Genomic DNA, 13,663 nt, shown 5'->3' with positions numbered 1-13,663 from the left:
TCAGAGGGTCCGGACACCGGGCCGGCGAACGGACGGAGGCGGGACAAGGGTTCAGTCCCCGGGGAGGAACCACTCCAGGGCCTCCGGGTCCTCGCCCTCCTCCTCCAGCGCGCGCCGGACCACCCGCAGGGCGAGCCCCTCCGAGTAGCCCTTGCGGGCCAGCATCCCGGCGAGGCGGCGGATCCGCTTCTCCCGGTCCAGCCCCCGGGTGGACCGCAGTCTGCGCTCCACCAGCGCCCGGGCCGTCTCCTCCTCCTGTTCGGAGTCGAGCCGGCCCACGGCCTCGTCGATGACCGTCGATTCCACTCCGCGGGTGCGCAGTTCCCGAGCGAGGGCGCGGCGGGCCAGCCCCCGCCCGTGGTGGCGGGACTCGACCCAGGCACCGGCGAAGGAGGCGTCGTCGATCAGACCGACCTCCTCGAAGCGGGAGAGGACCTCCTCGGCCACGTCCTCGGGAATGTCCCGCTTGCGCAAGGCGTCGGCGAGCTGCTTGCGGGTGCGCGGCGTCCCGGTGAGCAGGCGCAGGCAGATGGCCCGTGCCCGCTCACCGGGGTCGTCGGTCCGGGACGCGGCCGTACCCGCGCCCGGACGCGGTGTCCCCTGTCCGGCCCTCGACGGAGAGGGGCCACCGCCGTCCCTGTCGTCCTCGCCGCCGTCCTTCCGCCGCCCCTGCGGCCGGCCGGTTCGCCGCGTCATGGGCTAGCTCTTGGCGGCAGCGGCCTTGGAGGCCCTGGTCGCCTTGGCGGCCGGGGCGGGCACCGCCTTCGCCGGCTCGGCGGGCGCTCCCGCCGCGTCCGCTCCCGGCTCTGCGGCCGGAGCCTCCGGGCGCACCCCGATCCCCAGCTTTTCCTTGATCTTCTTCTCGATCTCGTTGCCCAGGTCCGGGTTGTCCTTGAGGAACTTGCGGGCGTTCTCCTTGCCCTGTCCCAACTGGTCGCCCTCGTAGGTGTACCAGGCACCGGACTTGCGGATGAAGCCGTGCTCGACGCCCATGTCGATCAGTCCGCCCTCACGGCTGATGCCCTCGCCGTAGAGGATGTCGAACTCGGCCTGCTTGAAGGGCGGCGCGACCTTGTTCTTCACGACCTTGCAGCGGGTGCGGTTGCCAACCGCGTCGGTGCCGTCCTTGAGGGTCTCGATCCGGCGGATGTCGATCCGCACCGAGGCGTAGAACTTCAGCGCCCGGCCACCGGTGGTGGTCTCGGGTGAGCCGAACATCACACCGATCTTCTCGCGGAGCTGGTTGATGAAGATCGCCGTGGTCTTGGACTGGTTCAGGGCGCTGGTGATCTTGCGGAGCGCCTGGCTCATCAGCCGGGCCTGGAGACCGACGTGCGAGTCCCCCATCTCGCCCTCGATCTCCGCGCGCGGCACCAGGGCCGCCACGGAGTCGATGACGATCAGGTCGAGGGCGCCGGAGCGGACCAGCATGTCCACGATCTCCAGCGCCTGCTCGCCGGTGTCCGGCTGGGAGAGGATGAGGTTGTCCGTGTCGACGCCCAGGGCCTTGGCGTACTCGGGGTCGAGCGCGTGCTCCGCGTCGACGAAGGCGACGGTGCCGCCCGCCTTCTGGGCGTTGGCCACCGCGTGGAGCGTGAGGGTCGTCTTACCGGAGGACTCCGGGCCGTACACCTCGACGACCCGGCCGCGCGGCAGACCGCCGACTCCCAGCGCCACGTCGAGAGCGGTCGACCCGGTGGGGATGACCTCGATGGGGTCGTTCGGCCGGTCACCGAGGCGCATGACGGCGCCCTTGCCGAATTGCCGTTCAATCTGCGCGAGCGCGGCGTCGAGCGCCTTCTCGCGGTCGGATCCTGCTGCCATGGGTTCCACCCGGTTTGCTTGAGTCGATCGCTTCACGTCCATGACGCTAACGCCTGGCACTGACAACGCGCCCCGTCGCCGGCCGGGCTGTGGAAAACCCGGCCGGGCCATCCATCTGAATGGATGTTCGATTTTGGTGTCAAGCCGATCACCCGCCCGCGCGCCGCGCCCCGGGACAGGGCCCGCGCCGCCCCCTCAGCTGTCCCTGTCCCTGTCCCTGTCCCCGTCTCCGTCCCCGTCCCCGCTCTCCGGCGGCCGGCGGCCGAGCAGCGCCCGGCGCACCCGGGAGAGCGTCGAGGCCCCCCGCTCCCGCACCGGCCGCCGGCTGCGCACCCGCGGATGGTCGGTGACGTCGTACCGCTTCACATAGGCCGACAGGAACGCCTGCAGCGTGGCCGTCGCCGGGATCGCGATCAGCGCGCCGACGGCACCGAGCAGCGCGGCGCCCCCGATGACCGAGCCGAAGGCGACGGCGGGGTGGATGTCCACGGTCCGGGCCGTGATCCGCGGCTGCAGGATGTAGTTCTCCAGCTGCTGGTAGATCACGACGAAGACGAGCACCCACAGCGCGTACCAGGGGTTGACGGTGAACGCCAGCAGGATCGGCAGCGCGCCCGCCAGATAGGTGCCGATCGCCGGAATGAACTGCGAGACCAGCCCCACCCAGATCGCCAGGGCCGGGGCGTACGGCACCCCGAGGATCTCCAGCAGCACGTAGTGCGCGCCACCGGAGACCAGCGCCATCAGGCCGCGCGAGTAGAGGTAGCCACCGGTCTTGGCGACCGCGATGTCCCAGGCCCGCAGCACCTCGGCCTGCTTGGCCGGCGGCAGCATGGAGCACAGGGCCCGGCGCAGCCGCGGACCGTCGGCCGCGAAGTAGAAGGAGAACAGCGCCACGGTGAGGGTCATGAACAGGCCGCCGATCACCTGCGCCGACACGTCCAGCACCCCGCCCGCGCTGTTCTGCACGTACTTCTGCAGCCAGGCGGACTTGAGCAGGCTGTCCTGCATCTCCAGGCGCGAGACGCTGGTGCCGAAGGTCTTGTTGCTCCAGCGGATCACCGAGTCGAGATAGGCCGGGAAGTTCTCGACCATGGTGACGATCTGGCCGGCGAGCATCGAGCCGAGCAGGGTGACGAACCCGGCCACGGCCACGACGAGACCCAGGAACACCAGGGCGGTTGCCAGGCCTCGGCGCATCCCGCGGTCCGCCATGCGGTCCACCGCCGGTTCGATCGCCAGCCCCAGGAAGAACGCGATCAGGATGTTGATCAGCAGTCCGGTGAGCTGCTGGAAGGCCCAGCTCGCGAGCAGGAAGACCGCATAGGCGGCGAACACCAGGGCGATGGCGCGTGGCAGCCAGGCAGGCATCCGCTCACCACCGCGCACGGGGGCCCGCTCGGCGGGGACAGGGCGCGGTCCGGGTTCCGGGGCGCCACCGGGTTCGTCGTCGTTCGCTGCCACGGTGCCAGTTTGACCCATCCGGGGTGCGGCCCGCTCCCCCCGGGGCGGCCCGTCCGGCGCCCGGGGTCACGGCTCACCCGGCCACCGGGGTCAGCGGCGGTCGGCGGGGACGTCCATGGCGGCGCAGACGGCCCGCCACACGTCCTTGGCGTTCCAGCCGGCCTCCAGCGCCTCGTACACCGTCCTCCCGCCGAGCTCGGACATCACATGATCGCGCGCGAAGGAGTCGGCGTACGCCGCACCGAAGTGATCCGCCATCCGCTGCCAGAAGTCCGTCAACCGCATGAGGTCCAGTATCCCGCCTCGGCGGTGCGGTCCCGGCCGGCCGTCAGCCGGTCAGCGCGCGCACCGCCGCGGTCACCAGGACGGCGGCCCCCACGACCACCAGGAACGGGGCCCGCAGCAGCAGCGCCAGCGCCGCGGCGGCGACCCCCGCCGCCCTGGCGTCGAGGACCAGGGCGGAGCCCTCGCCGAAGGTCTGCTGGGCGGTGAGCGCGGCCAGCAGCGCGATGGGCAGCAGGGCGGCCAGCCGCTTGACGGCGGGCCGTTCCAGCGCGCCGGCGGGCACCGACAGCCCGAACAGTTTGACGAGGTAGCAGCCGGCCGTGGTGAGGCCGATGGCGATCCAGACGCTCACCGGCCGCGCCCCTTCCCGGGACGGACCGGACGGGCCGCGCCCCGGCCGCGCAGCGCCAGGACGACCGGCGCGGCCAGCGCCGCGACGAGCACCGGCACCCCGGCGGGCAGCACGGGCACGCCGACGAGCACGAGCACCACCGCCACACCGGCCACCGCGCGTTCGGTCGCCGTCCTCAGCATCGGCGCGAGCAGGGCCAGGAACACCGCCGGGCCTGCGGCGTCCAGGCCCCACACCCGCGGATCGCCCAGCGCCGAGGCACCGAGCGCGCCGAGCAGCGTGGTCAGGTTCCACAGCACGTAGAGGGTCGCGCCGGTGACGGCGAAGCCGATCCGCGCCGCGCGCCGCCCGGGCTGGGCGAGGGCGACCGCGGCGGTCTCGTCGATGACCCACTGGGCGGCGAACGGGCGCAGGGCGCGGGGGACGCGCAGCAGCTGCGACAGCCGCAGCCCGTAGAAGGCGTTGCGCACCCCGAGGAAGAACGCCCCGGCCGCGGCCGTGTACGGGTTGCCGCCCGCCGCGAGCGCGCCGACGAGCGCGAACTGCGAGGCGCCCGTGAACACCAGCAGGCTGAGCGCGCAGGTCTGGAGCAGGGTGAGACCGGCTCCCGCGGAGGTCACCCCGAAGGCGAAGCCCGACAGCCCCACGGCGACGCCCACGCCGAGCGCGTCCCGCACCACCGCCGCGTCGGAGCGCGGCAGGGTCTCCACCCGCACCGGGGCACCGGCCCCCGGCTCCGTCCCGCGCCCCGGTTCCGTTCCGCGCCCCGCGTCCGGGGTTCCCGCGGTCTCCCTCATGTCCACCGGTTGCCTCGTCCGTCCGTCTCGTCCACCGTCGTTCGCGCCGTCCACACCGTCCGCGCCGTCCACGCCCGCACGCTACGGAGCGGCGCCGCTCCCCGTCTTGGACGTTCTTGCGGCACCGAGGGCACGGGCGCGCTGCCGCTCCCGCCGGTACGCGCCGGGCGGCACCCCGACGATCCGGGTGAAGTGCCGGTTCAGATGCGGCTGGTCGGTGAAACCGACGGCGGCGGCCGCCTCGGCCGGCGCGGCCCCCTCGTCGAGCAGGGCCCTGGCCCGGCGGACCCGGGCGCCGGTGAGCCAGGCGTGCGGCGGGAGTCCGTAGGCGTCGCGGAAGGCGCGCAGCAGGGCGAACGGACCGGTGCCGACCGCCGCGGCGAGCTGTTCGAGCGGCGGCGGGTCCGCCATGTGCTCCATCAGCAGGTCCCGGGCCCGTGCGGCGGCCCGCGCCCCGGCACCGGGCGGGCCGGCCGGACCGGGACCGGCCGTGCTGCCGCAGCGCTCCAGCAGGCGGGCGACCGCGGTGCGCAGCAGGGTGCCGGCGGCCAGGGCGTTGTCCTCCTCGGCCGCCCGGTGCACGGCGGCGATCAGCCGGCCGCTCTCCGGGTCGTCGAGCACCGTCTCGCCGAACGACGGGGTGCCCCGCACCGCAGCCGTCTCGGCCGCCACCTCCGCGACCACGTCGACCGAGGGGTACAGGACGCGGTAGCTCCAGCCCTCGCTGACCCCGGCGTACGCGGTGTGGGGAGTCTCCGGGTTGATCAGGACGACTCCGCCGCTGCCGACGTGCTCCGCCCCGCGGGGCAGCCCGACGCCCTCCACCCCGCCGGTCACCGCGCCGATGACGAAGCCGTCGTGGGCGTGGCGGGAGAAGGTGTGCCGGACGTAGCGGGCGTGCAGCAGATCGACACCGGGCAGCCGTGGATGCTGCCAGTACCGGGCGTGCTCTTTCGCCCGCTTCTCCCGTATCTCCCGCATACCGGCCATTGTGCCTCCGCCGCGCCTCCGCCGGCCGGGGGGCCGTTCCCCCGGAGGACGACCCGGGGGACGGCCCCCACCAGCGGTGACGCCGCGTTTGTCGGTACCGGGGTGCACGATGGGGACATGCCGCACGACCCGGCCGCCCCGGCCCTCGACGCCTTCTCGCCCGCCACCCGCGCCTGGTTCTCGGGGGCCTTCACCGCGCCCACCGCCGCCCAGGCGGGCGCCTGGCGGGCGATCGGCGCGGGGTCGGACGTCCTGGTGGTCGCGCCGACCGGCTCCGGCAAGACGCTCGCCGCCTTCCTGGCCTCCCTGGACCGGCTGGCGAGCACGCCCCCGCCCGCCGAGGCGAAGAAGCGCTGCCGGGTGTTGTACATCTCACCCCTGAAGGCCCTCGCGGTCGACGTGGAGCGCAACCTCCGCAGCCCGCTCACCGGCATCCGGCACGAGGCGGTCCGGCTGGGGCTGCCGGAGCCCGAGGTCCGGGTCGGCATCCGCTCCGGGGACACCCCGGCCGCCGAGCGCCGCTCCCTCGCCAACCGCCCGCCGGACATCCTGATCACCACCCCCGAGTCGCTCTTCCTGATGCTGACCTCCTCCGCGCGGGAGGCCCTGTCCGGGGTCGAGACGGTCATCCTCGACGAGGTGCACGCCGTCGCGGGCACCAAGCGCGGCGCGCACCTCGCGCTCTCCCTGGAGCGGCTGGACGAGCTGCTGCCCCGCCCCGCCCGCCGGATCGGCCTGTCCGCCACCGTCCGCCCGGTCGAGGAGGTGGCGCGCTATCTGTCGCCGCGGCGCCGGGTGGAGATCGTCCAGCCGCCCTCCGAGAAGCGGTTCGACCTCTCGGTGGTCGTGCCCGTCGAGGATCTCGGCGAGCTCGGCGGCGCCCCGGCGCGGGACGCCGCGGAAGGCCCGGACGGCGGGGCGGCGGAGCGGCCGTCGATCTGGCCGCATGTCGAGGAGCGGATCGCCGATCTGGTCCAGGCCCACCGGTCCACGATCGTCTTCGTCAACTCCCGGCGGCTCGCCGAGCGGCTCTGCAACCGGCTCAACGAGATCGCGTACGAGCGGGCCACGGGCGAGCCGGTGCCCGAGGACCACTCCCCCGCCGAGCTGATGGGCGGCTCCGGAGCCGCCCGGGGCGCGCCGGCGGTGCTGGCCCGCGCCCACCACGGCTCGGTCTCCAAGGAGCAGCGGGCGCAGGTGGAGGAGGATCTCAAGGCGGGCCGGCTGCCCGCCGTCGTCGCCACCTCCAGTCTCGAACTGGGCATCGACATGGGCGCGGTGGACCTGGTCGTCCAGGTCGAGTCCCCGCCGTCGGTGGCCTCCGGGCTCCAGCGCGTCGGGCGGGCCGGGCACCAGGTGGGCGCGGTCTCCACCGGGGTCGTCTTCCCCAAGTACCGCGGCGATCTGGTCCAGTCGGCGGTGGTGACGGAGCGGATGCGCTCGGGCGCCATCGAGGCGCTGCGCGTCCCGGCGAACCCGCTGGACGTGCTGGCCCAGCAGATCGTGGCCATGACGTCCATGGACGCCTGGGACGTCGAGGAGCTGCTCGCCGTGGTCCGGCGCGCCGCGCCCTTCGCGTCGCTCCCGGAGTCCGCGTACACCTCCGTCCTCGACATGCTCGCGGGCCGCTATCCGTCCGACGCCTTCGCCGAGTTGCGGCCCCGCCTGGTCTGGGACCGGGTGGCCGGGACGGTCAGCGGCCGGCCGGGCGCCCAGCGCCTCGCGGTGACCTCCGGCGGCACCATCCCGGACCGCGGCCTCTTCGGCGTCTTCCTCGCCGGCGCCGACCCGAAGAAGGGCGGCGGGCGGGTGGGCGAGCTGGACGAGGAGATGGTGTACGAGTCGCGGGTGGGCGATGTCTTCACGCTGGGCACCACCACCTGGCGCATCGAGGACATCACCCGCGACCGCGTCCTCGTCTCCCCCGCGCCGGGTGTGCCCGGGCGGCTGCCGTTCTGGAAGGGCGACCAGCTCGGCCGTCCGCTCGAACTCGGCCGGGCGCTGGGCGCGTTCCTCCGCGAGATCGCTTCCCTGGCCCCCGCGGAGGCCCGGGCGCGGCTGACGTCCGCCGGGCTGGACGCGCTGGCGGCGGAGAACCTGCTGGCCTATCTGGAGGAGCAGCGGAAGGCGTGCGGGCACGTCCCCGACGACCGCACCGTCGTCGTGGAACGCTTCCGCGACGAGCTGGGCGACTGGCGCGTCGTCGTGCACTCCCCCTTCGGCGCCCAGGTGCACGCCCCGTGGGCGCTGGCGCTCGGCGCCCGGCTGGCGGAGCGGTTCGGCATGGACGCCCAGGTGATGCACGCCGACGACGGCATCGTGCTGCGGCTGCCCGACGCCGACATGATGGGCCTGGACCTGCTGGACATGGAGCCCGGCCCCGGGGGAGGCAGCGGCCCGGACAGCGCGCCGCCTGTTCCCGCCTGGTCCGACCCCGAGCAGCCGCCGGCCGGGGCGGCCGACGTCGTCTTCGACCGGGAGGACATCGGGCAGATCGTCACCGACCAGGTCGGCGGCTCGGCGCTGTTCGCCGCCCGCTTCCGCGAGTGCGCCGCCCGCGCCCTGCTGCTGCCGCGCCGCGACCCCGGGAAGCGCACCCCGCTCTGGCAGCAGCGCCAGCGAGCCGCCCAACTGCTCCAGGTGGCATCCGAGTTCGGCTCCTTCCCGATCGTGCTGGAGGCCGTGCGCGAATGCCTGCAGGACGTCTTCGACGTCCCGGGCCTCACCGAACTCATGGGCGACATCGAGGCCCGCCGGGTCCGCCTGGTCGAGATCACCACCCCGGAGCCCTCCCCCTTCGCCCGCTCCCTCCTCTTCGGCTATGTCGCGCAGTACCTCTACGAGGGCGACTCCCCGCTCGCCGAGCGCCGGGCCGCCGCGCTCTCCCTGGACTCCCGGCTGCTGGCGGAGCTGCTGGGCCAGGCCGAGCTGCGCGAACTCCTCGACGCCGAGGTGCTGGAGAGCCTGGAGCGCGAGCTGCAGTGGCTGACGGAGGACCGCCGCGCGAAGGACCCGGAGAGCGTCGCCGACCTGCTCCGCCTCCTCGGCCCGGTCACCGACGCCGAGCTGGCCGCGCGCGGCGCCGAACCCGGCTGGGCCGGGGAGCTGGCCGACGCCCGGCGCGCCATCCGCGTACGGATCGCCGGGCGGGAGCACTGGGCGGCGGTGGAGGACGCCGGACGGCTCCGCGACGCCCTGGGCACGGCGCTGCCCGTCGGCGTACCGGAAGCCTTCACGGAGCCGGTCAAGGACCCGCTCGGCGACCTCCTCGCCCGCTACGCCCGGACCCACGGCCCCTTCACCTCCGCCGCGGCCGCGGAGCGCTTCGGCCTCGGCGTGGCCGTCACCGAGGGTGCCCTGCGCCGGCTCGCCGCCGACGGCCGGGTCGTCCAGGGCGAGTTCCACCCGGCGGGCGCCGGCCAGGAGTGGTGCGACAGCGGAGTGCTGCGGCGGCTGCGCCGCCGTTCCCTGGCCGCGCTGCGCCGGGAGCTGGAGCCGGTGCCGCCGCCCGCGCTCGGCTCCTTCCTGCCCCAGTGGCAGCAGGTCGGCACCCGCGGTCTGCGCGGCATCGACGGACTGGTGCGCGCCGTCGAGCAGTTGCAGGGCGCACCCGTCCCCGCCTCCGCCCTGGAGAAGCTCGTCCTGCCGTCCCGGGTGGCCGGCTACACCCCGGGAATGCTCGACGAGCTGACGGCCGCCGGCGAGATCGTCTGGGCGGGCGCCGGGGCGCTGCCCGGCAAGGACGGCTGGCTCTCGCTGTACCTCGCCGACGTGGCCCCGCTGCTCCTCCCCGCCCCGCTGCCCTTCGAGGCGGGCCCGCTCCACGAGGCCGTCCTGCAGGCCCTGTCCGGGGGTTACGGGCTGTTCTTCCGCCAGCTCGCCGACCGGGTGCGGTCAGCCGGCCACTCCGAGGCCACGGAGGCCGAACTGGCCGACGCCGTATGGGATCTCGCCTGGTCCGGACGGCTCACCAACGACACCCTGGCACCGCTGCGCTCGCTACTCGGCTCGGGCCGCACCGCCGGCGCCACCGCCCACCGCGCCAGGCGGCCCGTGCCCCGCGGCCGGTACGGCGGTCTCCCCGGCCGCACCGGGCGGCCGGCCTCGCCGGGCGGCCCGCCGACCGTCGCCGGCCGCTGGTCGCTGCTGCCGGAGCGGGAGCACGACACGACGCACCGGGCCCACGCCCTCGCGCAGACCCTGCTGGACCGGCACGGTGTGGTCACCCGCGGCGCGGTCGCCGCCGAGGGCGTCGAGGGCGGCTTCTCCGCGGCCTACCGCGTGCTGGCCGCCTTCGAGGACACCGGCAAGGCGCGGCGCGGCTATGTGGTCGAAGGGCTGGGGGCCGCGCAGTTCGCCATGGACGGCGCGGTGGACCGGCTGCGCGCCATCGCCACGGCCCGGGAGCGGGACGCCGCGGAGAACCCGGCCTTCCCCGGCGCCCCCGGCGTCCCCGGCGAGCCGCAGGGCGGCCGCGGCCGAGCCGTTCTGCTGGCGGCCGCCGACCCGGCCAACGCCTACGGAGCCGCCCTGCCCTGGCCCGAACCGCCCGCCGGCGCCGGCCACCGGCCGGGCCGGAAGGCGGGCGCCCTGGTGGTGCTGGTCGACGGGCGGCTGGTGCTCTATGTGGAGCGCGGCGGCAAGACGCTGCTCGCCTGGCCCGGCGGGGAGGACGGCGACGCGGAGGGCGACGCCCGGCTCCATCTGGCGGCGGAGACCCTCGCGGAAGCGGCCCTGCGGGGCGCCCTCGGCACGGTCACCGTGGAGCGGGCCAACGGCGCCCCGGCACTGGGGTCCCCCGTGGGCCGGGCCCTGGAGACGGCGGGCTTCCACGCCTCCCCGCGAGGACTGCGGCTCCGCCCTCGCTGAGACCCCCGGTCGGCGGCTCCCCGGCAACGGCGCTCCGGCCCGTCCGCCCCGGGGCATCATGGCCGTATGCCCGAAGGAGACACCGTCTGGCGGACCGCCCGGCGCCTGCACGAAGCCCTGGCCGGTGACAGGCTCGTCCGCTGCGATCTCCGGGTGCCGAAACTCGCCACCGCCGATCTCTCCGGCCGGAGCGTGCTGGAGGTCGTACCGCGCGGAAAGCATCTGCTGGCCCGCTTCGAGGGCGGTCTGACGCTCCACTCCCATCTGCGGATGGACGGAGCCTGGCGGGTCTACGCCGCCGGTGAGCGCCCGCGCGGCGGCCCGGAGCACCAGATCCGCGCGATCCTCGGCACGGCGGCGCGGACGGCCGTCGGCTACCGGCTGCCGGTACTCGACCTGCTCCGCACCGCCGACGAGGACACCGTGGTGGGCCATCTCGGCCCGGACCCGCTCGGCCCCGACTGGGATCCGCGGGAGGCCCGCCGGCGGCTGCTCGCCGACCCGGCCCGCCCGGTCGGCGAGGCCCTGCTCGACCAGCGCAATCTCGCCGGCCTGGGCAATGTCTACAAGTCGGAGCTGTGCTTCATGCTCCGCCTCTCCCCCTGGCTGCCGGCCGGGGACGTCCCGTCGCCCGACCGTCTCGTCGCGCTCGCCGCGAAGCTCCTGGACCTCAACAAGGCCCGCGCCTCCCGCGTCACCACGGCCGATCCGCGCGGGGACCGCAAGCTGTGGGTGTACGGCCGCGCAGGGCGGCCCTGCCGGCGCTGCGGCACCCCCGTCCGCATGGCGGAACAGGGCGAGCCGGGACGGGAACGCGACACCTACTGGTGCCCGCGCTGCCAGCCCGGGCCATATCCGTGATCATCCCCCGTCGGAGATGCCCGGTTCCCCTCCCGGTCGTGTTCCCCACCCCACTCCCGCGTGCTGTGCGGATCCGCCGACCCAGTACGCCGGCTCAGCGGCCGCCCGCGGCGGGGGCTCCAGCGGCATGGCGTCGGCCCTCCGCGACCCCCGTTCCCGGCGGGGCGCAGTGGACCGGCAGCAGCCCGAGGCCCCAGCCGCTCGCCGCGACGGCCGCCTCGACGACACCGGCCCGGCCCGGTGACAGCGCCAGCCGGAGCACGGCCCACCACCACACCCCGGCCAGGGCCAGCACCAGCGTCCAGCGCACGGCGGCCGGAAGGGCACGCACCGCGCCGGGTACGGCGCCCGGCAGGGCCCGGAGCGCGCCGGGCACGGCAACGAGCCGGGGGGTGCGTATGGCGCCGGGTATCGCACCCGGCGCGGCTATCCAGGGCTCTCGCTCCACAGTGACCGCCTCCTCCGGCCGGCCGGCACGGACGGCACCGCTCCTCGCCCCGAGGCGGAGCGGGCGACCGGGGCCGGTCAGGCTCCCAGGCCCTCCGCGTCCTCGGCCTGGAACATCCAGCGGTGCTTCTCGAGCTCGCCGGTCACAGCGATGATCATGTCCTGGGTGACGGGGTCCGGCTTGTCCGTGGCCTCGATCCGCTCCCGCATCCGCGTGATGACGGAGCCGAGGGCCTCCACGAGCGTCTGGACCGCGTCGGTGTCCCGGATCCAGGTCTCCTTGACGGTGTTGAGGCCGCTGGTCTTGGCCACGGTCTCGGCACGGCCGTCCGGGGAGATGCCCAGCGCCGCTGCGCGCTCGGCCACGATGTCCGCGTGCTCCCGGGCGGTGTCCACGACCTCGTCGAGCTGGAGGTGTACGGAGCGGAACCGGGGGCCGACCACGTTCCAGTGCACCTGCTTGGCCACCAGCGAGAGATCGACCAGATCGACCAGAGCGCCCTGGAGTGCCTCGGCAACCGCCCGGCGGTCGCCCTCGTCGGCCAGCGGGCTCTTGACGACAGACATGTTTCCTCCTGCTTTGTCCGATCAACCCTTCTCCACCATCGCATACCCTCCGGGCCGGAGGCATGTCCGGGAAACCCGCCCCTGTCAAGTGACACGGGTCACACATGAGCGGGTGGGGTGCGAAAAGCCGCGGAAAAGCCGCCCGGAACGCGCCGGGCCCCGGACGGCGAACCGTCCGGGGCCTGCGACAAGGGGTGGCCGACTGGGCCGTCAGGCAGCGACGACGTCCACGGCCTCCGTCGGCGCCTTGATCGTTACGCGCTCCTCCGGTACGCCCGTCACGGACGTCACCGAAACCGAATTGAGCATGGGCCGCATCGGCGCCGGCACGGTCTCGTCCGCCGCCGACTGCGCCAGCTCGGCGAGCGACAGCTCGTCACTCACCTCACGCATGACCTGCGACATTCGCACGTCCAGCGCATCGCAGATGGCGGAGAGCAGCTCGGAGGAAGCCTCCTTCTGCCCCCGCTCGACCTCTGAGAGATAGCCGAGGGAGACCCGCGCCGACGAGGAGACCTCACGCAGGGTTCGGCCCTGGCGCTGGCGCTGCCGACGCAGCACGTCACCCAGCAGGCGACGGAGCAGAATCATCGGTGGCTCCCTCCTCGGACCTCGGATCCGGATCCTTCTCGCCCCACCGTACCGCCTCGGACGGCAGCCGTGCGGGGAGCGATGACGTGTTCACTCAGGGCTGCAAACATCAATTCCCCCCGCGGTGTTCCGTATTCTGTGCCCGCGCATTTCCGACCAGTTCTTCTCGCAGCATTCCGAGGACTCCGCCGACGCTCTCCCGGCGGATCCCCGCACGGTCCCCCGCCGGCCGCAGCAGCCGGGACCGGACCGTCCCGGCGGGGCCGGCGACCGCCACGTACACCGTGCCGACCGGCTGCCCGTCCTGCGGGTCCGGCCCGGCGACGCCGGTGGTCGCGATCCCCCAGTCGGCGCCCAGCAGCCGCCGTACGCCCCCGGCCATCTGCCGGGCGACCTCCGCGTCCACCGCCCCGCGCTCGGCCAGCAGCGCTCCGTCCACGCCCAGCAGGGTGTGCTTGAGATCGGTCGCATAAGCGGTCACCGCCCCCCTGAGGACCCGCGAGGCCCCCGGTACTCCGGTCAGCTCAGCCGCCACGAGGCCGCCCGTGAGCGACTCCGCCACGGCCAGCGTCTCACCGCGCGCTGCCATCGTTTCCAGTACGTCGGCGGCGGCGGT

The 13,663-nt window shown here is 74.6% G+C and carries 13 protein-coding genes; 2 read left to right on the top strand and 11 right to left on the bottom strand.

Features of this window, described 5'->3' with window-relative positions:
* Positions 1-51: 51 nt before the first annotated feature.
* From recX to IF83_RS0104810, 7 genes are all read right to left on the bottom strand, one after another.
* A complete protein-coding gene (recX, locus tag IF83_RS0104840; protein ID WP_030542758.1) occupies positions 52-696 on the bottom strand; it encodes a recombination regulator RecX in 645 nt (214 codons plus the stop codon).
* A 3-nt stretch (positions 697-699) separates the two neighbouring features.
* Positions 700-1,824 carry a recombinase RecA gene (recA, locus tag IF83_RS0104835; protein WP_030542757.1) on the bottom strand — a complete coding sequence of 375 codons (1,125 nt, stop codon included), beginning with the start codon at positions 1,822-1,824 and terminating at the stop codon, positions 700-702.
* Positions 1,825-2,019: 195 nt separating this feature from the next.
* On the bottom strand, positions 2,020-3,306 hold the full coding sequence (locus IF83_RS0104830) for an AI-2E family transporter (RefSeq protein WP_078843174.1): 1,287 nt from the start codon (positions 3,304-3,306) through the stop codon (positions 2,020-2,022).
* A gap of 72 nt (positions 3,307-3,378) precedes the next feature.
* Positions 3,379-3,573, bottom strand: coding sequence for a DUF3046 domain-containing protein (locus IF83_RS0104825; protein WP_030542755.1), 195 nt, complete (start codon positions 3,571-3,573; stop codon positions 3,379-3,381).
* Between the two features lie 43 nt (positions 3,574-3,616).
* Positions 3,617-3,925: an AzlD domain-containing protein gene (locus tag IF83_RS0104820; RefSeq protein WP_030542754.1), complete on the bottom strand. Its 309-nt coding sequence runs from the start codon at positions 3,923-3,925 to the stop codon at positions 3,617-3,619.
* The gene (locus IF83_RS0104815) at positions 3,922-4,722 is read right to left on the bottom strand and encodes an AzlC family ABC transporter permease (RefSeq protein ID WP_078843188.1); all 801 of its coding nucleotides are present in this window, start codon (positions 4,720-4,722) and stop codon (positions 3,922-3,924) included. Before IF83_RS0104815 ends, IF83_RS0104820 begins: the two co-directional genes overlap by 4 nt.
* Positions 4,723-4,803: 81 nt before the next feature.
* Complete coding sequence (locus tag IF83_RS0104810) at positions 4,804-5,703, bottom strand: AraC family transcriptional regulator (RefSeq protein ID WP_107046702.1); 900 nt, start codon at positions 5,701-5,703, stop codon at positions 4,804-4,806.
* 126 nt (positions 5,704-5,829) lie between these two features.
* Between IF83_RS0104810 and IF83_RS0104805 the strand changes: the two genes are divergently transcribed.
* Positions 5,830-10,581 carry a DEAD/DEAH box helicase gene (locus IF83_RS0104805; RefSeq protein ID WP_030542751.1) on the top strand — a complete coding sequence of 1,584 codons (4,752 nt, stop codon included), beginning with the start codon at positions 5,830-5,832 and terminating at the stop codon, positions 10,579-10,581.
* Positions 10,582-10,647: 66 nt separating this feature from the next.
* Entirely contained in the window at positions 10,648-11,442 is a 795-nt protein-coding gene (locus IF83_RS0104800) for a DNA-formamidopyrimidine glycosylase family protein (RefSeq protein WP_030542750.1), read from the top strand.
* 94 nt (positions 11,443-11,536) lie between these two features.
* Here the strand turns inward: IF83_RS0104800 and IF83_RS35610 are convergent, their stop codons facing one another.
* The 4 genes from IF83_RS35610 to IF83_RS0104780 form a co-directional block, all read right to left on the bottom strand.
* Complete coding sequence (locus IF83_RS35610; protein WP_107046698.1) at positions 11,537-11,890, bottom strand: hypothetical protein; 354 nt, start codon at positions 11,888-11,890, stop codon at positions 11,537-11,539.
* Positions 11,891-11,967: 77 nt separating this feature from the next.
* A complete protein-coding gene (locus tag IF83_RS0104790) occupies positions 11,968-12,456 on the bottom strand; it encodes a Dps family protein (protein WP_030542749.1) in 489 nt (162 codons plus the stop codon).
* 210 nt (positions 12,457-12,666) lie between these two features.
* Positions 12,667-13,047, bottom strand: coding sequence for a helix-turn-helix domain-containing protein (locus IF83_RS0104785; protein WP_019709745.1), 381 nt, complete (start codon positions 13,045-13,047; stop codon positions 12,667-12,669).
* Between the two features lie 109 nt (positions 13,048-13,156).
* Entirely contained in the window at positions 13,157-13,636 is a 480-nt protein-coding gene (locus IF83_RS0104780; RefSeq protein WP_030542748.1) for a CinA family protein, read from the bottom strand.
* Positions 13,637-13,663 lie beyond the last annotated feature (27 nt).

The organism is Streptomyces albus subsp. albus, assembly GCF_000719865.1.
In the GTDB taxonomy this organism is placed as follows: domain Bacteria; phylum Actinomycetota; class Actinomycetes; order Streptomycetales; family Streptomycetaceae; genus Streptomyces; species Streptomyces albus_E.
The sequence above is the reverse complement of the archived record's forward strand: the minus strand, read 5'-3'. Positions and strand labels throughout refer to the sequence as shown.

Coding starts and splice junctions, on each gene's coding strand:
- recX (WP_030542758.1), bottom strand. CDS start 696: ATGACGCGGCGAACCGGCCGGCCGCAGGGGCGGCGGAAGGACGGCGGC.
- recA (WP_030542757.1), bottom strand. CDS start 1,824: ATGGCAGCAGGATCCGACCGCGAGAAGGCGCTCGACGCCGCGCTCGCG.
- IF83_RS0104830 (WP_078843174.1), bottom strand. CDS start 3,306: ATGGGTCAAACTGGCACCGTGGCAGCGAACGACGACGAACCCGGTGGC.
- IF83_RS0104825 (WP_030542755.1), bottom strand. CDS start 3,573: ATGCGGTTGACGGACTTCTGGCAGCGGATGGCGGATCACTTCGGTGCG.
- IF83_RS0104815 (WP_078843188.1), bottom strand. CDS start 4,722: ATGAGGGAGACCGCGGGAACCCCGGACGCGGGGCGCGGAACGGAACCG.
- IF83_RS0104810 (WP_107046702.1), bottom strand. CDS start 5,703: ATGCGGGAGATACGGGAGAAGCGGGCGAAAGAGCACGCCCGGTACTGG.
- IF83_RS0104805 (WP_030542751.1), top strand. CDS start 5,830: ATGCCGCACGACCCGGCCGCCCCGGCCCTCGACGCCTTCTCGCCCGCC.
- IF83_RS0104800 (WP_030542750.1), top strand. CDS start 10,648: ATGCCCGAAGGAGACACCGTCTGGCGGACCGCCCGGCGCCTGCACGAA.
- IF83_RS0104790 (WP_030542749.1), bottom strand. CDS start 12,456: ATGTCTGTCGTCAAGAGCCCGCTGGCCGACGAGGGCGACCGCCGGGCG.
- IF83_RS0104785 (WP_019709745.1), bottom strand. CDS start 13,047: ATGATTCTGCTCCGTCGCCTGCTGGGTGACGTGCTGCGTCGGCAGCGC.
- IF83_RS0104780 (WP_030542748.1), bottom strand. CDS start 13,636: ATGGCAGCGCGCGGTGAGACGCTGGCCGTGGCGGAGTCGCTCACGGGC.